This window comes from Streptomyces sp. NPDC002125, from assembly GCF_053593715.1.
This window is the reverse complement of record NZ_JBSFDD010000023.1, coordinates 58,463-76,805: the sequence shown is the minus strand read 5'-3', so window position 1 is coordinate 76,805 and position 18,343 is coordinate 58,463. Positions and strand designations below refer to the sequence as shown.

The 18,343-nt window shown below is 70.3% G+C and carries 18 protein-coding genes and 2 pseudogenes; 13 read left to right on the top strand and 7 right to left on the bottom strand.

Annotation, left to right across the window (positions count from 1 at the left end; genetic code table 11):
- Positions 1-240: 240 nt before the first annotated feature.
- The 6 genes from ACWCQM_RS30570 to ACWCQM_RS30545 all read left to right on the top strand — a co-directional run bounded on the left by ACWCQM_RS30570 (position 241) and on the right by ACWCQM_RS30545 (position 5,475).
- A complete protein-coding gene (locus ACWCQM_RS30570; RefSeq protein WP_450918315.1) occupies positions 241-984 on the top strand; it encodes an NUDIX hydrolase in 744 nt (247 codons plus the stop codon).
- Positions 985-2,148 carry a 5'-methylthioadenosine/S-adenosylhomocysteine nucleosidase family protein gene (locus tag ACWCQM_RS30565; RefSeq protein ID WP_450918314.1) on the top strand — a complete coding sequence of 388 codons (1,164 nt, stop codon included), beginning with the start codon at positions 985-987 and terminating at the stop codon, positions 2,146-2,148.
- A complete protein-coding gene (locus ACWCQM_RS30560) occupies positions 2,145-4,133 on the top strand; it encodes a hypothetical protein (RefSeq protein WP_450918313.1) in 1,989 nt (662 codons plus the stop codon). The genes ACWCQM_RS30565 and ACWCQM_RS30560 overlap by 4 nt, the downstream gene beginning before the upstream one ends.
- Before the next feature lie 20 nt (positions 4,134-4,153).
- The gene (locus ACWCQM_RS30555; protein WP_450918312.1) at positions 4,154-4,693 is read left to right on the top strand and encodes a hypothetical protein; all 540 of its coding nucleotides are present in this window, start codon (positions 4,154-4,156) and stop codon (positions 4,691-4,693) included.
- 114 nt (positions 4,694-4,807) lie between these two features.
- Positions 4,808-5,071, top strand: coding sequence for a hypothetical protein (locus ACWCQM_RS30550; protein WP_450918311.1), 264 nt, complete (start codon positions 4,808-4,810; stop codon positions 5,069-5,071).
- The gene (locus tag ACWCQM_RS30545; protein ID WP_450918310.1) at positions 5,068-5,475 is read left to right on the top strand and encodes a PIN domain-containing protein; all 408 of its coding nucleotides are present in this window, start codon (positions 5,068-5,070) and stop codon (positions 5,473-5,475) included. Before ACWCQM_RS30550 ends, ACWCQM_RS30545 begins: the two co-directional genes overlap by 4 nt.
- A gap of 34 nt (positions 5,476-5,509) precedes the next feature.
- Here the strand turns inward: ACWCQM_RS30545 and ACWCQM_RS30540 are convergent.
- Positions 5,510-5,613 (bottom strand): annotated as a pseudogene (locus ACWCQM_RS30540) (DUF255 domain-containing protein); the annotation flags it as partial.
- A gap of 104 nt (positions 5,614-5,717) precedes the next feature.
- Here ACWCQM_RS30540 and ACWCQM_RS30535 point away from each other — a divergent pair.
- Positions 5,718-5,948, top strand: a pseudogene (locus ACWCQM_RS30535) (Uma2 family endonuclease); the annotation flags it as partial.
- 2 nt (positions 5,949-5,950) lie between these two features.
- Here the strand turns inward: ACWCQM_RS30535 and ACWCQM_RS30530 are convergent.
- Positions 5,951-7,003: a DMT family transporter gene (locus ACWCQM_RS30530; protein WP_450918309.1), complete on the bottom strand. Its 1,053-nt coding sequence runs from the start codon at positions 7,001-7,003 to the stop codon at positions 5,951-5,953.
- Positions 7,004-7,149: 146 nt separating this feature from the next.
- Here ACWCQM_RS30530 and ACWCQM_RS30525 point away from each other — a divergent pair, with 146 nt between their 5' ends.
- Together ACWCQM_RS30525 and ACWCQM_RS30520 are read left to right on the top strand one after the other, a co-directional pair.
- Positions 7,150-8,064, top strand: coding sequence for a LysR family transcriptional regulator (locus ACWCQM_RS30525; protein ID WP_450918308.1), 915 nt, complete (start codon positions 7,150-7,152; stop codon positions 8,062-8,064).
- A 75-nt stretch (positions 8,065-8,139) separates the two neighbouring features.
- A complete protein-coding gene (locus tag ACWCQM_RS30520) occupies positions 8,140-11,358 on the top strand; it encodes a tetratricopeptide repeat protein (protein WP_450918307.1) in 3,219 nt (1,072 codons plus the stop codon).
- A 278-nt stretch (positions 11,359-11,636) separates the two neighbouring features.
- On the opposite strand, the gene ACWCQM_RS30515 is transcribed toward ACWCQM_RS30520, so the two are convergent.
- Positions 11,637-11,915 (bottom strand): hypothetical protein, encoded by a 279-nt coding sequence (locus tag ACWCQM_RS30515; protein WP_450918306.1) that lies wholly within the window; start codon positions 11,913-11,915, stop codon positions 11,637-11,639.
- A gap of 1 nt (position 11,916) precedes the next feature.
- A complete protein-coding gene (gene mca, locus ACWCQM_RS30510; protein ID WP_450918305.1) occupies positions 11,917-12,798 on the bottom strand; it encodes a mycothiol conjugate amidase Mca in 882 nt (293 codons plus the stop codon).
- 97 nt (positions 12,799-12,895) lie between these two features.
- Between mca and ACWCQM_RS30505 the strand changes: the two genes are divergently transcribed.
- Positions 12,896-13,297, top strand: coding sequence for a DUF4307 domain-containing protein (locus tag ACWCQM_RS30505; RefSeq protein WP_450918304.1), 402 nt, complete (start codon positions 12,896-12,898; stop codon positions 13,295-13,297).
- Between the two features lie 188 nt (positions 13,298-13,485).
- Complete coding sequence (gene greA, locus ACWCQM_RS30500; RefSeq protein ID WP_145803723.1) at positions 13,486-13,983, top strand: transcription elongation factor GreA; 498 nt, start codon at positions 13,486-13,488, stop codon at positions 13,981-13,983.
- 56 nt (positions 13,984-14,039) lie between these two features.
- Here greA and ACWCQM_RS30495 read toward each other — a convergent pair whose 3' ends face one another.
- The 3 genes from ACWCQM_RS30495 to ilvA form a co-directional block, all read right to left on the bottom strand.
- Complete coding sequence (locus ACWCQM_RS30495; RefSeq protein ID WP_450918303.1) at positions 14,040-14,891, bottom strand: ABC transporter permease; 852 nt, start codon at positions 14,889-14,891, stop codon at positions 14,040-14,042.
- Positions 14,888-15,925: an ATP-binding cassette domain-containing protein gene (locus ACWCQM_RS30490; protein WP_450918302.1), complete on the bottom strand. Its 1,038-nt coding sequence runs from the start codon at positions 15,923-15,925 to the stop codon at positions 14,888-14,890. Before ACWCQM_RS30490 ends, ACWCQM_RS30495 begins: the two co-directional genes overlap by 4 nt.
- Before the next feature lie 170 nt (positions 15,926-16,095).
- Positions 16,096-17,325 carry a threonine ammonia-lyase gene (ilvA, locus tag ACWCQM_RS30485; protein WP_267073935.1) on the bottom strand — a complete coding sequence of 410 codons (1,230 nt, stop codon included), beginning with the start codon at positions 17,323-17,325 and terminating at the stop codon, positions 16,096-16,098.
- A gap of 157 nt (positions 17,326-17,482) precedes the next feature.
- Here ilvA and ACWCQM_RS30480 point away from each other — a divergent pair, with 157 nt between their 5' ends.
- Positions 17,483-18,013: a MarR family winged helix-turn-helix transcriptional regulator gene (locus ACWCQM_RS30480; protein WP_450918301.1), complete on the top strand. Its 531-nt coding sequence runs from the start codon at positions 17,483-17,485 to the stop codon at positions 18,011-18,013.
- A gap of 78 nt (positions 18,014-18,091) precedes the next feature.
- Positions 18,092-18,289, top strand: a complete 198-nt coding sequence (locus ACWCQM_RS30475; protein ID WP_450918300.1) for a DUF1059 domain-containing protein — start codon at positions 18,092-18,094, stop codon at positions 18,287-18,289.
- The last annotated feature ends 54 nt before the right edge of the window (positions 18,290-18,343 follow it).

Sequence of the window (18,343 nt, the reverse complement as noted above, 5' to 3'; positions counted from 1 at the left end):
CCACGACACCCGCGCGCCACGGGCGGGACGGGAACGGGCAGGTCGGACCGGGGCGCCCTCCCGGTGCCGGCGGCGGGCTCACGAGGCACGGAGGCATGCACGCCCGCCCCCGACCGGAACCGCGACGGACCGGGCCCGGGACAGCGCACCGTGCCCGGGAGCGCCAGGCCCGCCGAGTCGAGCGCGCCGGTAAACCCTACTTCTTGTGAAACTGACAGTAAGTGAAGTACCGTTCAGGACATGCACCATGACGAGTGGTCACCGCCCCCTGTACTGCTCACGGTCGATCTCGTGATCCTGACGCTGCGGGAGAGCCGCCTGCACGTCCTCCTGGTGGAGCGGGGCGAAGACCCTTTCCGAGGTATGCACGCCTTGCCCGGCGGGTTCCTGAACCACGACGGCGAGGAGATCCTGGACGCCGCCCACCGCGAACTGAACGAGGAAACGGCCCTGGCATCCAGCTGGGTGCACCTCGAGCAGTTGGCCGTGTACGGAGAATCGAGCCGCGACCCCCGGGGCCGGGTCGTCTCCGTCGCACACCTGGCGATCGCACCGGGACTGCCCGACCCGGTTGCGGGCACGGATGCCACTGACGCGGCATGGGTTCCTGCGGAAGCCGTGCTGTCCGGTGAGGTCGAACTTGCCTTCGACCACCATCGAATCGCAACGGACGGGATCGAACACGCCCGTACCAAGCTTGAGTTCTCGTCGCTGGCCACGGCGTTCTGCGGTGAGGAGTTCACCATCGCAGAGCTGCAACAGGTGTACGAGGCCGTCTGGGGCACCGGGCTCGACACTCGCAATTTCTACCGGAAGGTCCAAGCCGCGAAGGGATTCATCATCCCCGCCGGCACGGACCGCAGGAGCACGGGAGGACGGCCGGCACGGCTGTACCGGGCCGGTCCGAAGACCGTCCTGTTCCCACCGCTGATCCGCCCCGCGCCGTCCGCTACGGAAGAGCACACGAAAGGGGATGAGGAATAGATGTCGAATGGCCCGGTGGTGATTCTCACCGCCCTCAATCTCGAGTACCAGGCTGTGCGCCGGAAACTGGCGAGTCCACAGGTGCACCGCCATGAGCGAGGTACACGGTTCGAAACGGGAACCGTGCAGGGCACGTCGTGCCGTGTCGCACTCGGCCTGACAAGCAAGGGGAACAGTTCTGCCGCCGTGATCGCCGAACGCGCGATTCAGGAGTTCTCACCGGCGGCCGTGCTGTTCGTAGGGGTCGCCGGCGCCTTGTGGGACGCCACCAGGCTGGGCGACGTGGTGATGGCGTCACACGTGTACGCCTACCACGGCGGGACCAGCGAGGACGACGGGCTCAAAGCCCGCCCACGGGTATGGGAAGCACCGCACGGCATCAGCCAGCTCGCTTCGCACCTGGCTCGCTTGGACGACTGGGCGGATTCCACGTCCGGTCACGAGCACGCGCCACAGGTGCGCTTCGGGGCGATCGCCGCCGGCGAGATCGTCCAGAACTCAAGAATCTCCGCCGAAGCGAAGTGGATCCGACAGCACTACAACGACGCACTCGCCATCGAGATGGAGGCGGCCGGTGTGGCACAAGCCGGCCATCTCAACAGGGCGCCCGTAGCCATCATCCGGGGAATCAGCGACCGGGCGGACGGCACGAAGAACAGTACGGACGACCGCAGCCGGCAGCCGCAGGCCGCAGCGAACGCGGCGGCGTTCGCCATTCGACTGGCGGTGGAACTTTCGAGGGAACAGGAGGAGACCGCCGTGCCCCGAGACGACAAGGCCCCTTCGGCAGACCGACTCGATCGGCGCGTCAGCAACACGGCCCACAACAGCACCGTTGGCATCATGGCGGGCTCGGTCACGGGCAGCAGCGTTCACATGACCCCGGCTCCGCAGCAGTCCGGCCCGCTGGACCTGCTCGCCGCACTCAACGGTTTTCGCGGGAATCTGAAGCAGCACCGCGCTGAAGGCAGCCTCGACGAGGACACCTACCAAGAGGCCCTGGCCGACCTGGAATCCGCCCTCCGGTCGGCCGGGGAACACACCTCTGATTCGTCCAAGCGGGCGGCCATGACGCTCAGGAGACTGCGCGGACTGGTCGCGGAGTGCCCTGAGCTGATGGCCGAGCTGGCCCCGATGATCGCCGCAGCCGGTGACCGAGCATGAGCGACAACGATGGTGCCGACCACAGCATGTCTGCGTACGACTCCACCATCGGTATCCAGGCCGGGACCGTACACAACTCCAACGTCTACTTCGTCCACCCGGATGCTTCGCCACAGGAGAAGTACAGGGTGGGCGTGCGGCTCCTGGAGGACGGCGTTCCGAGCCGCGCCCGCGAGATGATCACTGATGCGATCGCTCACGGCTACCACAACGCGGAGGTGCGGTTCCATTGGGTGCTCGCCACGCTCAGCGCACGCACCTACCACGACCTCAGCGTCGAAGAGGTGCAGCGACTGCACCATGCCTCCGGGCTCGTGCGGGCCTATGCCGAGGACCAGTGGAAAAGTGCCCTGCGCGTCACTTTCGATCTGCTGGCAGCACTCGGCGCCGCCGACGGAGCGACCGGACCTGTGCTGAAGCAACTGCAGGACCTGCCGCCCCGCCAGCACGATGCGATCCTTCGCCACCTCGACTTCATGCTCACCGGAGGGCTGAAGGACGAACTATGGGCGGAGACCGTCGAACGGGCCGGAGCGGAGCGCTTCGCCAACGACCGGGCCCAGCGGGTCTGGGCTTACTTCGAGCCCTCCCCCATCGGGGCGCGGGCCGTGATCCCCCGCCTGAGCACTGCTGCCGCTGCTGCTGCCCGGGCCGCTCTCCCGCTCCGGGTGGCTCTGTTCGTGGTCAGCAGTGTGGCCCTCGGGGCCCTGGCATGGACCGCGCACCCAGCCCAAGCGGTCTTCGAGTCACTGGTGGCACTCGGCGCCGGCCACACCGCGGCCCGATACGGCGTCCAGTGGTGGGGCCGGGAAGCACGGCCGGGCCGCACGGCCGGGGCCGACGCCCCGCAGCGGCCCGGCCCCGCAGCTGACGAGGACGGGTTCACCAAACGCGTCCACAGTAATTTCGATCATTACTTCAGCATCCGCACACCCCATGGGTTCACCCCGGATACCTGGCTTGCACACACCGCCGAGGTCCGCAGCGACCTCGCCGCTGAGATCGCGGACCTCTACCGGGAGAGCCGGGTCACGATCGATCGAGTCACCTGGCTGATCCGTTACCTCGCCGAGGAGGCCCGGAACCGACACAACAACGGCACCCTGTTCGACAGGCATCTGCAGGACCGGACGCCGACCAGGACGAAGGCCCTGACCATGGCAGCCCTCGCCGTTCTCGGCGCCGCAGCCCTGTCAGGGTTCGGCACGGCGGTCTCGGGTGCCACCCAGCCGCGACCGCTGTGGGCGTTCCTGGCATTGCTCGGCGCGGCCTGGTCGGGGCACGCGGCCGCTCAGCTGTGGCTGAAGATCCGGCGTGAAAGGCACCGACTGGCCCGGGAGGCTCGGGAGTACCAGGAAGAGCTGGCCGCACGGCAGAAGGCTCATCAGCGCTGGAAGACGCACCTCGACGCAACCCGCCCCAGTGAGCTGGAAATGGAGACCTGGCTCACCTGCGACAAGACTTCGTTCGTCAATGAGGCGCTGCGACACCACCGGCTCACCTGGCGGGATCTGATCACGCACACCATCTTGGTGACCCCGGCGCGATCCTGCAGACGGGCCCGGGTCCAGGGCGGCCCATGGCGGTACTCGCACTACGTCATCCGCCTGTTCCTGTTCACCCGGGACGGCATCCGCGAAGTCAGCTCCGAGCTCAACTTCTCCGACTCCACGCGTATGAACGAGCAGCGGAGCAACTACCGGTTCGAGGCACTGTCCTCGGTGCAGGTGACGGAGAACGCCGATGTCGGCTACGACCTGGAGCTCATCCTCACCAATGGACCGGCCCGGAAAATCCGTGTCAAGGACGCCGATGCCCTTCAGCTGGCACCGGACGAGAGCGCCGGGGAGATTTCCGAGATCAGTCTCAGCGCTGCCGGCTTCACCCATACCTTCCGTCTCCTGGAGGGCATCGCGGCAGACGGGAAGGACTGGATCGAACGGCACAACCCTGACGGCCTGACGCGCTTCCAGATCGTCGGCTGATCCTGGAATCGAGCATAGGAATGGTTGTGACCTCCATGGACGATGTGACCGAGAGCAAAGTCCTGCTGGCCGAGTACGACCGCCTCAAGGAGGAACAGAAAACCCGCATAGGATTCCGCGACAACCTGCTCTACTTCACGCTCGCCGCGGTCACTGGAGTCGTGGCGCTCACCGTCCAGACCGGACAGCCCCGACTGCTGCTGTCCGCCCCCGCGATCTGCCTGATCCTGGGCTGGACCTACCTGGTGAACGACGAAAAGATCTCGGCGATCGGCTGCTACGTCCGCGACCAACTCGGACCGCGTCTCGGGGCGCTCGCCTCCGTCCACGGCACGGTGTTCGGCTGGGAGATCTATCACCGCACCGTTGCGGGTCGCGCCATGCGCAAGCGGCTTCAGACTGCGGTGGACCTGTTCACGTACCTCATCCTGCCCATGGTCTGCATGACCGTGTTCTGGTGCTCCCCCGCCGTACAGCCCTTTCTCGTGCTCACTTCACTTGTACAGACGCTCACCCTGGCGGTGCTGGCCTGGCAGTTCCTGCGCCGTGCGGAGCGGTAGCGCCTGCCCTGTCGCCGGACGGCCTCCTGGGCTGCGGGGCTGCTTCCACGACGCGTACAGGCAGGCGCACGGACGATCTCGCGAATGTAATAGACATGGTCTTACACTGAGTCCATGAAGCAGAACCGATCCGGAGTCACCGAGAACATCTCTGTTTCCATGCCCTCGGAGCTGGTCAGTGAACTCCGGTCAAGGACCGGCCGCCGAGGGCTGTCCGGTTACATCACCGAAGCTGTCAGGCACCAGCTCGCCATGGACGGGCTCGCCGAGATCGTGGCATCCCACGAGGAGGAGTACGGCGCACTCACGGAGCAGGAGATCGAAGCCGCCCGTCGCGAACTGTTCGGAGACGAGAAGGCGGAAAGGGGCGCCGCGTGAAGGAGCAGCCGGCCCGCTCGCTGGTGCTCGACTCCGAGGCGCTCTCCCTGCTCCTGCGCAACGACCGCAGAATGGCGGCTCGCATCGAAGCCTCCCGCCAGGCCGCGGTCCCTGTCCTCGTGTCCGCGCTGACCATTGTCGAAGCCGTACACGGGAAGACCGATCTGGCGCGCTTGAAGTGGGTGCTCTCCCGGCTGCGGGTGGAACCTGTCAGCCAGGAGGATTCCCTGACCGCGGTGGAACTGCTTCAGGACGCGGGCGGGCTGCACGGGCACAAGTACGCGATCGACGCCCTCGTTGCCGCGCTCTCACTCCGCGTTCCCCCTCCCGTGATCGTTCTGACCTCGGACCGTGACGACTGGTCGAAGCTGTGCGGGCAACGCGTGATCATCAAGGACGTGTAAGCACCGCCGACCACTGGTTTCGACGAGTTCACCGGCACCAGAGGCAGCTGGAGTGGCCGACGCCGAGTGCACCAGGACACCACGCCGCCGGGCCTCCTCGAACGCCTCGGGCGACCACGGCGACCAGTCGACGGGCAGGTCGGACCGGGGCGCCCTCCGAAGCCGAGCATCCTCGCATCACCGGCCAGTACGCTGAACCCAGCAGCGCCGGGACTGCCGAGGCCCCTCTACGGAGGTACACCATGACCGCCGAGATGCCGACACCCACGTGGATGCACACCCAGATCAGCGCGGAGCAGTACGACTCCTGGTCCGAGGAGCAGTGCGCCTGCATCGAGATCGTCGACGGAATGGTCGTCGTGCGCCCGAGCGCCTCCAAGCGGCACAACCGACTGGCGCGCATCCTGGGCAACGCCCTGGACGCCGCCGCAGGCCCGGACTGGAACGCCGACACGGACTTCGACGTCCGCCTGGCTTAAAGGGACGGCGAGCTGTTCACCGGCGCGATCAGGACAGCCGCGCCCTTCTCCGTCTCCGTCGACCTCGGCGCCGTCTGACCGCGCCTCACGGTGGCGCGCGACGATGAGCCGACCGCCCCGTCGGCGGCCGGTTCGCTCAGCTCCTCCTCCCCGGTGACCCCAGACGGGCCCTGACGCCGTGTCATCCCGACTCCGACGAGCACGACGGCCATGCCCAGCACCACCCGTACCCCGATCTCCTCGCCCAGCACGACCGCTCCGAGCAGTACGGAGACGACGGGCAGGAGGTAGCCGACCACGGCGGCGCTGGTGGCGCCCTCGTCGTTGATGATCCGGTACGTGAGGTGGAAGGTGATCGCGGTGCAGAGGACGCCGAGGACGACGGCCGCGACGACCACCGTCGGGCCGGGGTCGATGGAATCCAGGCCTCCGAAGGGCACCGCCACCGCGGTCAGTCCGCTCGCGGCGACGAGCTGGGCGGCGGAGAGCGAGAGGGTGGGGGTGCCCCTCCGGACCAGGGTGCGGCCCATGTACGTGAACGCGACGGCGTAGCTGGCCGCGGCGCCGATGATGGCGAGGGCACCCCAGCCGGCGGCACCGGTCGTCCGCCAGGGGGCGAAGATGAGGACCGTGCCGGCGAAGCCGAGCAGAAGGCCCGTCAGGCGTACGGGACGGAGGCCGCGTTCGGAGCCGAGGGCGAGGCCCAGGGCGAGCGACCAGAGCGGGGTCGTGGCGTTCAGGACGCCCGCGAGACCGGAGCCGACGCTCTGCTGGCCCAGGCTGAACAGCGCGAACGGCAGGGCGTTGCAGAAGAAGGCCGCGACGGCGATGTGCCGCCATACGGCGACGCCCCGGGGCAGCCGGTGCCCCGCCACCCGGCAGGCGACGACGAGGACGAGCGCTCCGAGGGCACAGCGGGCGAAGGTGACCTGGAGCGGGGAGAGGCCCCGCAGGGCCAGCTCGATCCAGAGGAACGTCGAGCCCCACAGCAGGGCGAGGACCGCCACCCGCAGTCCGCCCCGGAGACTCCGCGTACTGCCGTTCATCATGCTTCCTCCACGTGGTTCAGCACTCGGTTCGCGCCAGGGCTCCTGGGTGCCGCCGGATTCACGGTCCGTCGCGGCTCTTCGAAGGTGCCCCAGCCGAGACTTAATGACAAGCAAATGGTTCTACCTGATCTGTTAAGCTCTGCTACATGCTTGATGTGAGGCGACTACAGGTCCTGCGCGCGGTGGTCACCAGCGGCACGGTCACCGCCGCCGCGGCACACCTCGGCTACACGCCGTCCGCCGTGAGCCAGCAGATGGCGGCCCTGGAGAAGCAGGCGGGCACGGCACTGCTGGAGCGGGTGGGCCGGGGGGTGCGGCCGACGGCCGCCGGTCTGCTGCTGACCGAGCACGCGGCGCTGATCAGCTCGGCGGTGGCCCAGGCGGAGACCGCTCTCGCCGATCTCCGCGCCGGACGCACCGGGCGCCTGTCGATCCGCTACTTCGCCTCGGCCGGCTCCACGCTGGTGGCGCCCGCCCTGGCCGGGCTCCGCGCCGCGCATCCCGGCGTCCGCATCGACGCCGAACTCACCGATCCGGAGGACCCGTTCCAGGAACTGGTGCACGGCCGGGCCGACATCGCCGTCGTCGTGCAGGCGTCGGGCCGCATCGGCAGCGGCTTCCGGCTCGTCCACCTCCTCGACGACCCGTACGCCGCCGTGCTCCCGCTCGGCCATCCGCTCGCCGGCCAGGAGGTCATCGAGCTGCATGAGCTCTCCGGCGAGCAGTGGGTCGGCTGCGAGCCGCCCGGGCCCTGTCTGGAAGCGGTGACCGAATCCTGCGCGGCGGCCGGCTTCAGCCCCGACTTCGCCATCCAGAGCGAGGACTACGCCACCGCGCAGGGCTTCGTCGCCGCCGGTCTCGGCGTGAGCCTGATGCCCGGGCTCGGACTGCGCAGCCGGCACCCCGGCGTCGTCGTGCGCCCGGTCCGCAACCCCGAACCCGTGCGCGTGATCTCGGCCGCCGCGCGGGAGGTGTCGCTCCAGCAGCCCGCACTGAGCGACCTGATGGAGGCGCTGCGGGAGGCGGCCGTCACCGCCGGCCCGGCGGCTCCCTCGCGCTGACGGCCCGTACGCAGGACACTGGGTGGCTACGACGGCCACTGGTCGGGCCGGACGCACCGGAACCTGGGGGGACGCATGCGGGACAGCCATCGGGCGGAAGCCGAACGGCTGTTGGTACGTGCCGTGGAGGAGGAGGCGCGGCGGACGGGAGGCCGGACGGACTCCGGGGCACTGCTGGCACGGGCGCGGGGTGCGCTCGACACGATGGCGGCGGGGGCGGCCGAGGAGTACGCCGCGTACACCCGGGCGCTCGACGCCGCGGGGACGGGTGCGCAGCCGCTGTCGGCGCGGTTCAGCAAGGCATCACTCGGAACACCCCTGCTGGTGACGGGTGTCGCGGCGGCGGCGGCCTTCGGCGCGGACCTGGCGCTCGGTACCGCCACCGGGCTCGCCCTGGGCGCGGGCGCCGTCGTCGCCGTCGCGGGGACCACGGCGACGGTCGCCCGGGTGACCGTCGCCCACTGGCCCGCCGCCCATCGCAGGGCGGGAGAGCTGAACCAGCCCGGCGGCCCCGAACAGCTGCGCCTCCAGTGGCTGACGGCTCTGGAGGTACGGGGCATCCGCCCGTTCCTCGACCAGCAGCGCATGCTGACCGCCGCGAACCGTCCGCCGAAGAAGGCCGCCGCGTCCGTGGTGGCGCAGCTGCGCGGGGGCGACCGCAGCGCGGCCGCCCGCACCCGCTCACTCCTCGAACAGTCCTTCGGCCATCTGCCGGCCGCGGAAGGGCCGTTCGCCGGGCGCCGGGCCGAACTCGCCCAGATCGCCCAGTGGGTGCACGCCGCCCGTGCCGCGACGGAGACCAGGCCGACGGTCGTCGTCCTGCACGGCCCCCCGGGCGCCGGGCGCACCACGCTCGCGGTGCGGGCCGCCCATGCGCTCAGGGACCAGTTCCGCGGGGCGTGCGTGGTCGATCTGCGCGGGGACGTGGCGGGCGAGAGTCCGCTGCCCACCCGGGACGCCCTGCTGCACCTGCTCAACCGGCTGGGCGCGCCCCGTGAACAGCTCCTGTTCCGGGAGAGGTCCTCCGCCGAGCAGCACGTGCGGCGCCTGAGCGAGCTCTACCACCAGCATCTGACGGGGACCCCCGTGACGATCATCCTGGACGACGCCACCGACGCCGCCCAGGTCCGCACGCTCGTGCCCGAACGCTCCGACAGCCTGGTCCTCGTCACCGCCCGCGAGGCCCTCGAACTGCCCGCCGACATCCCGGCCCGGGTCCATCACCTGCATGTGGGCGGGCTGGACGCGGCGGGCGCCGAGGAGCTGCTGCGCGAGTCGGCCGGTGACGAGGAGGCCGGCCCGTACGACTACCCGTCGACCGACACCGTCGTCGAGCTCTGCGGCGGGCTGCCGCTCGCCCTGCGCGTCGCCGGCTCCGCGCTCGGTGCGCGCAACCGCGCCGAGCTCGCCACCGCCCTCGGCGCGTACGGTCCGGTGGCGCCGGTCGAGCGGGCGCTGTGGCTGCGCTACACCGACCAGCCCGAGCCGGCCAGGCGGCTGCTGCGGCGGCTCGCGCTGGCCGGGCGGTCCAGCCTGGGGGCCGCCGCCGCGGCTTCGCTGCTGTCCGCCGACGAGCAGGAGGCCGGCCGGCTGCTGGAGACGCTGTCCCGGGCCGGGCTCCTGTCCCATGTGCGGGGCGCGCGCTACCGGCTGCACGACCTCGTGCGGGCCTTCGCCCTGGCCAGGCTGGCCGACGAGGAGCCGGCGGCGGACCGTACCGCCGCGCAGGAACGCCTCATCCAGAACTACGCGGAGCTCGCGGACGCCGTGATCCGCATGGTGGACGGCAAGATGTCCACCCGCGCCGGGCAGTTCGGCTCGCACGGCTTCAGCTCGCTGGACGCCGCACTGCGCTGGCTGGACGACGAGTCGAGCTTCATCACCTCGGCGCTGCGGCACGCGGAGGGCGTCGACCAGGGGGCGGTGCTCCATCTGCTGGGCGCCCTGTGCGACTACTGCCTGCTGCGCGGCGACCTCTACCGCCTCGGCGAGATCAGTGAGCTGACGCAGGCGGTCGACCAAGGGCTCCTGGAGCGGTCGGTCCAGTGGCGTACGGGAATCGCGGCCCGTCAGCTCGGCGAGCTCGACAAGGCCCGTACGACGCTGTCCTCCGTCGTCGGCCTCTACCGCGAGGCGCACAACGACGCGGGCGCGGCCCTCGCGCTCTGCTCGCTCGGCATCACGCTGCACCACCAGGGCAATCTGACCGAGGCCTCGGCGCGGCTGCGGGAGGCGCTCGGCCTCCAGGCATCGCCCGAGCAGGCCGAGGACCGCGCCTGGTCCCTGCACGCCCTGGCCGCCGTCGAGCGCGACCGGGCCAATCTGGCCGAGGCGCTGACCCTGCTGGACACCGCGCTGACCCTGCACCGCGAGGGTGAGTCTCTGCACGGCGAGGCCTGGTCGCACTTCCAGCTCGGCCAGGTCTGCCTGCGGATGGGCGAGGTCAGCAGGGCCGAGGAGGAGCTGACGACCGCGCTGGAGCTGTACGGCCGCACCCGGGACGAGCGCGGGGAGGCGTGGGCCCTGACCCAGCTGGCCCGCGCCCGGCTGCTGGAGGGCGACCACGCACCGGCGGTGGAGCAGCTGCGCGGTGCCCTCGCCCGGCACCGGGGTAACGAGGACGCGCGGGGCGAGGCCTGGACGCGCTACTACCTGGGGCAGGCGCTGGAGGAGGACGGCGACACCGACCAGGCGGTGCGGGAGCTGGAGCGGGCCCGCACGATGTTCTCCCGGATGCGGGACGTGTACGGGCTGGCCTGCGCCCGCCACCACTCGGGCCGGGTCACCCGCGACCAGCGCGCCGCGCAGACCGGGAACCTGCGCAACTCCGGCTTCGCCCGCCAGCTCCTGATGGACGCGCGGGCCGACTTCCGGCGGATCGGGGTGCCCCACGGGGAGGCCTGGACCTGCCTGGAGCTGGCCCTGATCGACGGCGGCAACAACCGCGCGGCGCAGGCCCTGGAGATGTGCGGCGAAGCGATCACCCTGTTCGCCTCGTACGGCGATGCCAGGGGCGGCGACTGGGCGGCGTTCCTGCGCTGCACGCTGCTGCCCTACGCCTCGCCGGGCGGCAGCGAGGTGGGCACGGCGGTGGCCCAGCAGGAGCTGGCGGACCTCCTGGAGGCCTCCCACCCGCTGCGGGACACCAAACTGGAGGACTGCGCGGAGGCCTTCCGGGTCGTCCTGAACCGCGGGGTGGACCTGGACGACGGCTGGCAGGCCTGGCGCCTCGGCCTGACCCCGTCCCGGCACGCCCGTGAGGTCATGGGGGTGCCGGTGGGCGTACGCCCCTGAGGCGACGCCGGGAAGAGCCGGGGGGACGGGGCAGGGCGAAGGGCGGGGCGGGCCGGAGCCACTGCCCCGCCCTCGCCGTCACCGCGCCATGGCAGCCCGTACCCACAGCGGCCCGCGCCACATCAGCCCGTACCCACAGCGGCACCGCGCCGCCGCCCGCCCGCGCCACGTCAGCCCGTACCCACAGCGGCCCGCGCCACGTCAGCCCGTACCCACAGCGGCACCGCGCCGCCGCCCGCCCGCGCCCGCGCAGGCGCCCCGTGCCGGCCCTTGCCGTGTCAGCCCTTGCCGGACGGGCTCGACGTCCCCGCGGCGCTCGGAGCGCCGGCCTGGGCCTTCCCGCCGTCGGCCGCGGGCTCCGCCTGCGCCGCCAGGTCGGGGGCCTCCTCGAAGTTGACCTTGCCCATGTGGCGGTTCATCGACTTCATCAGCAGCCAGACCCCCACGGCGAGCGCCGCGAAGACGAGGAAGCCGAGGACGCCGGGAGTCACCTTGTTCTTGTCGAGCTCATCGGCGGCGAACGGGACGAGCTGCGTCAGTGCCTGGGTCGCGTACATATCAGGCATTGTCGCGGATGCCCGCGAAGAGGTCGCTCTCGGGGAGGGATGTGGCGACCAGGGACTTGGCCAGCTCGTACTCCTCGGTCGGCCAGACCTCCCGCTGGACGTCCATCGGGACGCGGAACCAGCCGCCGTCCGGATCGATCTGCGTGGCGTGCGCGATCAGCGCCTTGTCACGGATCTCGAAGAAGTCGTCGCACGGGATGTGCGTGGTCAGCGTGCGTTCGGCGCGCTCGAACTCGTCCCACCGCTTCAGCCAGTCGCCGTACGGTGACTCCAGCCCGCGGGCGAGCAGCGCCTCGTGCAGGGCCACCGTGCGCGGCTTGTTGAAGCCCTGGTTGTAGTAGAGCTTCTGCGGCTGCCACGCGGGGCCGAACTCGGCCTCGGAGAACCTCTCGGTGTCCGCCGCCGCCTCGAAGGCGATCATCGAGATGGTGTGGGTCTTGATGTGGTCCGGGTGCGGATACCCGCCGTTCTCGTCATAGGTGGTGATCACCTGCGGCCGGAACGCGCGGATCTTCGCGACGAGACGCCCCGCCGCCGTCTCGTCGTCCTCCAGGGCGAAGCAGCCCTCGGGCAGCGGCGGCAACGGGTCGCCCTCGGGCAGACCCGAGTCGACGAAGCCGAGCCACTCCTGCTTGATGCCCAGGATCTCCCGGGCCTCGTCCATCTCCTTCTTGCGCACCTCGTGGATGTGCTCCTCGATGTACGCGTCCCCCTGAAGCTTCGGGTTGAGGATGGAACCCCGCTCGCCTCCCGTGCAGGTGACGACCAGGACGTCCACCCCCTCGGACACGTACTTGGCCATGGTGGCCGCGCCCTTGCTCGACTCGTCGTCGGGGTGGGCGTGAACGGCCATCAGTCTCAGCTGCTCGGTCAAGACTCGGTCCTCAGTGATTGGTCGCGAAGGTCGGCTTCTATAGTGACTGAACCGGGGGGTGGAAAATTCCACGATCCCCTGTACAGGAGGAACGATCATGGCGGCGGTGCGCGAGGCCTTGCCCGAGGAGCGCTACGGCCGGTCCCGGGACCAGCGCGCGGACCGCAAGCTGAAGATCATCGGCTCCGTGCTGGGCGTCGCCTTCCTCGGCATGATCGGCTGGTTCGGCTACGACTACGTTTCCGGCCAGGACATCAGCGCCGAGGTCATCAAGTCCCGGATCGCCTCCGACAGCCGCGCCGAAGCCCACCTGGAGGTGCGCAAGGAGCGGGCCGCCGACGGGCACTGCACCCTGCGCGCCCTGAGTGAGGACGGTGCCGAGGTGGGGCGCGCGGACTTCCGCTTCGACCAGCGCTCCGAGCGGATCGACGACGTGGTCTCCCTGCGCACCACATCCAGGGCGACCGCGGTGGAGCTCGTCGCCTGCTCCGCGGGCTGACCGCACCGGGAGCGCGCCGCCCGTGATGCGCACGCTCCCGCGCCGACCTGCGGGAACGCGCGTGTGACGATTTACCTTCTCCCCCTTTTCGCGCGGAATTGTTAGGCTCGTTGTTTCGCCCACCCGTGGCAGCGCATGCTTGGGGTAGGGCGTTGCTTTGTATTCCCAGCACCGACGAGGAGCACCCTGTGACCCAGACCAGCGATAACGTCACCTGGCTCACGCCGGAGGCGTACAACCAGCTGAAGGCAGAGCTGGAGTACCTGTCTGGTCCCGCGCGCACGGAGATCTCCGTCAAGATCGCGGCGGCCCGTGAGGAGGGTGACCTCCGCGAGAACGGCGGTTACCACGCGGCCAAGGAGGAGCAGGGCAAGATGGAGCTCCGGGTCCGTCAGCTGACCCAGCTCCTGGAGCACGCGAAGGTCGGCGAGGCCCCCGCCGACGACGGCGTGGTCGAGCCCGGCATGGTCGTGACGATCGCCTTCGACGGCGACCCGGACGACACGGTCACCTTCCTGCTCGCCTCCCGCGAGTACGCGAGCACCGACATCGAGACGTACTCCCCGCAGTCGCCGCTCGGCACGGGCGTGAACGGCAAGCGGGTGGGTGACGACGCGGAGTACGAGCTGCCCAACGGCAAGAAGGCCACCGTGAAGATCATCTCTGCGAAGCCGTACCAGGGCTGAGCCTCGGCGCACGACGGAGCCCCGGCCGCGCGGCCGGGGCTTTGTCGTGGGCGGGGTCAGGCGGTCGCGGAGCGGTACTTGCGGACCGCCAGCGTGCGGAAGACCACGAGGATGATCACCGACCAGAGGACCGAAGCCGTGATCGGGTGCTGCATGGGCCAGGCGTCCGGTGTCACGAAGCCCGGCGGCAGGTTCCCGAACAGCACGCGGCAGGCCTGCACGGTGGCGCTGAACGGGTTCCACTCCGCGATGTAGCGGAGGAACGTCGGCATCTGGTTGGCGTCCACGAAGGCGTTCGAGATGAACGTCAGCGGGAACAGCCAGATCAGCCCGCCGGACGTGGCCGCCTCCGGTGTGCGGACGACGAGGCCGATCAGCGCGCCGATCCAGGAGAAGGCGTAGCCGAGCAGGAGCAGCAGCAGGAAGCCGAGCAGCACCTTGCCGAGGTTCTCGTGGGTCCGCCAACCCACGATGAGCGCGACGCCCGCGAGGACGACGAGCGTGAGGGCGGTCTGCACGAGGTCGGCGATCGTGCGCCCGGTGAGGACGGCGCCCCTGGCCATGGGCAGCGACCTGAAGCGGTCGATGAGCCCCTTGTGCATGTCGTCCGCGATGCCCGCGCCGGCGCCCGCGGTGGCGAACGTGACGGTCTGCGCGAAGATGCCGGCCATCAGGAACTCACGGTAGGCCTGGGGGGAGATCGAGTCCCCGACCTTGATCGATCCGCCGAACACATAGGTGAACAGCACCACGAACATGATGGGCTGCACCAGGCCGAAGATCACCATCTCGGGAATCCTGGCCATGCGGATCAGATTGCGCTTGGCGACGACGAGCGAATCCGCCACCGACTGGGCGAGGGCACCGCGTGACTTGCGCGGCGCCGGAGTCTCCGTCACGGCGGTCACTTCGCGTCCTCCTTCTCGCCGGCCTCTGCGGCCCCGGCGGCGTCCTTCCGGACCTGAGCGGCCTCGGCCGACGGGTCCTGGCCGTTCTTCTCCAGCTCGGCGGCGTGGCCGGTGAGGGAGATGAAGACGTCGTCGAGGGTGGGGCGGCGCAGCCCGATGTCGTCGATCTCCACCCCGCGGGCGTCCAGGTCGCGGATGACCTCGGCGAGCAGCTTGGCCCCGCCGGTGACCGGGACCGTCAGCTTGCGCGTGTGCTCGGCGACGGAGATCTCGCCCTTGCCGTACGTGGCGAGCACCGAGCGGGCCGGGCCGATCTCGTCCGGCCGGTGGACGACGACCTCGACGCGTTCGCCGCCGGTGCGGGCCTTCAGCTCGTCGGAGGTGCCGCGGGCGATCACCTTGCCGTGGTCGATGACGCAGATGTCGTGGGCGAGGTGGTCGGCCTCCTCCAGGTACTGCGTGGTCAGCAGCAGCGTCGTGCCGCCCGCGACGAGCTCCTGGATGACCTCCCAGAGCTGCTGCCGGTTGCGCGGGTCGAGGCCGGTGGTGGGCTCGTCCATGAACATGACGGGCGGGGAGACGACGAGCGCCGCCGCCAGGTCGAGGCGGCGGCGCATGCCTCCGGAGTACGTCTTCGCGGTGCGGTCGGCGGCGTCGGCGAGGTTGAACTTCTCCAGCAGCTCCCCCGCCCGCTTTTTCGCGTCGCGCGAGCTCATCTGGTAGAGCTGCCCGACCATCTGGAGGTTCTCGCGGCCGGTGAGGTACTCGTCGACTGCGGCGAACTGGCCGGAGAGGCCGATCGAGCGGCGTACCTCGTTGGGGTTCTTCAGTACGTCGATGCCCGCCACCACGGCCCGGCCGCTGTCCGGCTGGAGCAGGGTGGTCAGGACGCGTACGGCGGTCGTCTTGCCTGCGCCGTTCGGCCCCAGCAGGCCGAGGACGGTGCCTTCGGGTACGTCGAAATCGACGCCGCCCAGTGCTCGTACATCGCCGAAGGTCTTCACCAGGCCTTCGGCATAGATGGCGCCTGGCATACGGGATTCCCCCAGTGGTTTCTCGGGTGACGTCCTGAGCAGATCCTAGGATTCCCGGCGCACGCACGCCCGCTGCGGACCGCTCGGCGGTGCACGCTATGGGCAACCGGGGCGGCCCACAACCGGTTTTGCACCCGGTTCCCCCGGCCGGCCCCCGTCCCTCAGGTCCTTCAGGCCCTCACCGTGTAGCCCGCGTCCCGCAGCGCCGTGGCGACCTCCTCGCAGTGCTCCGGTCCCTTGGTCTCCAGGTGGAGTTCCACCTCCGCCTCGGTGAGCCCGAGCCGGGGATCGGTCCGTACGTGCTGGATGTCGAGCACGTTGGCGTCGGCGACGGACAGGGTGGCGAGCATCGCGGCCAGTGCGCCGGGCCGGTCGGTGAGCCGGAGCCGCAGGCTCAGGTAGCGGCCCGCCGCGACCATGCCGTGCGTCAGGATGCGCTGTATCAGCAGGGGGTCCACGTTGCCGCCCGACAGCACGGCGACGACGGGGCCGCGGAACGCCTTCGGATCACTGAGCAGCGCCGCCACGGGGATCGCCCCGGCCGGCTCCACGACCATCTTGGCCCGCTCCAGGCAGAGCAGCAGGGCGCTGGAGAGCTCGTCCTCGGAGACCGTACGGACCTCGTCCACCAGCTCCTGGACCAGCGGGAACGTGAGATCGCCGGGGCGCCCCACTTTGATCCCGTCGGCCATGGTCTGCACCGAGTCGAGCGCCACCGGATGCCCGGCCGACAGCGAGGGCGGGAAGGCCGCCGCACCCGCCGCCTGGACGCCGACGATCCTGACGTCGGGGCGCAGCGCCTTCACCGCCACGGCGATACCGGCCGCGAGCCCGCCCCCGCCGATGCCCACGACGATCGTGCGCACCTCGGGGCACTGCTCCAGGATCTCCAGGCCCACGGTGCCCTGGCCCGCGATGACGTCCGGGTGGTCGAAGGGGTGGATGAAGACGGCCCCGGTCTGCTCCGCGTACTCCTGGGCGGCGGCGAGCGTCTCGTCCACCACGTGCCCGTGCAGCCGGACCTCGGCACCGTACTCACGGGTCGCGGCGACCTTGGGGAGGGGGGCGCCGACCGGCATGAAGACCGTAGAACGTACGCCGAGCAGCGAAGAGGCGAGTGCGACACCCTGCGCATGGTTCCCGGCACTCGCGGCCACGACTCCGGCGGCCCGTTCGACGGGGCTGAGGCCCGCGATCCGCACGTACGCGCCGCGCAGTTTGAACGAACCGGTGCGCTGGAGGTTCTCGCACTTGAAGTGGACGGGCGCTCCGACGAGTGAGCTCAGATGACGGCTGCCCTCCATGCCGGTCGTTCTGGCCACCCCGGACAGCATCTTCTGCGCCCCTCGGATGTCGTCGAGGATGAGGGGAGGGAAGGGGGCTGACGTACGGAAGGTCATGACGGCAAGTCTTGCAGCTCGGAGCGCCCGGGGCCGACGCATCTCATGGCGGCCTGCGGTGGTGTCCACAGGTTTGTGCAGCGCTGGTACACGTTGCCCCGTGGCCGCGTACTCTGTCCCCCACCCATCCGACACCGCACGAAGAGAGCCTCCGGCCATGCCCCCTCAGGACATGACGACTGCCGCGTCTCCTTCCGGGGGCGCGACCCCCGGACATCCGGGAACGGACCACCTTCTCGATGTTCTCCAGCATCAGGTGGCCGTCTTCGCCCGCCGTGCCGAGCAGACGCGCCTCGGCGGCGTCGGCCAGGTCCGCAACTCGATGGACCGGGCGGCCTACCTGCTGCTGAACCGGCTCGATGTGGAAGGCCCGATGGGCGTCAAGGCGCTGGCCGCCGGCATGGGGATCGACTCCTCGACGGTGACCCGGCAGGTCGCCCCGCTCGTCGACACGGGGCTGGTCAAGCGCACCTCCCACCCGGAGGACGGGCGCGCCGTCGTGCTGCAGCTGTCGCCGCGCGGCCAGGCCCGCCTGGAGGAGGTCCGCGCCTCCCGGCGTGAGCTGATGTCGCAGGTCACCGAGGGCTGGAGCGAGGAGGAGCGGGACACGTTCTGCCTCCTGCTGACCCGGTTCAACTCCTCGCTGGCGGCGCGGCAGGCCGCGCACCAGCCGGCGCCGGAGAGCTGACCGGCGCTCCCGGCCTGTCCGTCCGGCCGTTGCGATCTACCCTTGAAGGGCGTGGACTCGCGAGCCGAGGAGGCCGCCATGACACGGAAGATCGCAGACTGCCGCAAGTATCCGAGCGTCTCCAACTGCTCACTCGCCATTTCGGGTGAGGAGGACGAAGTCGTCCGGGCCGCCGCCGAGCACGCGGTGTCGGTGCACGAGCACAAGGACAGCCCGGAGCTGCGTGAGCAGATCAAGGGCATGCTGGAGGACGAGAAGGTCGCCGTCAGTCACTGACGGCGACGAGACCGGCGCCCCACACGACCGATGTCGGGAGCTGTGAGCACCGGT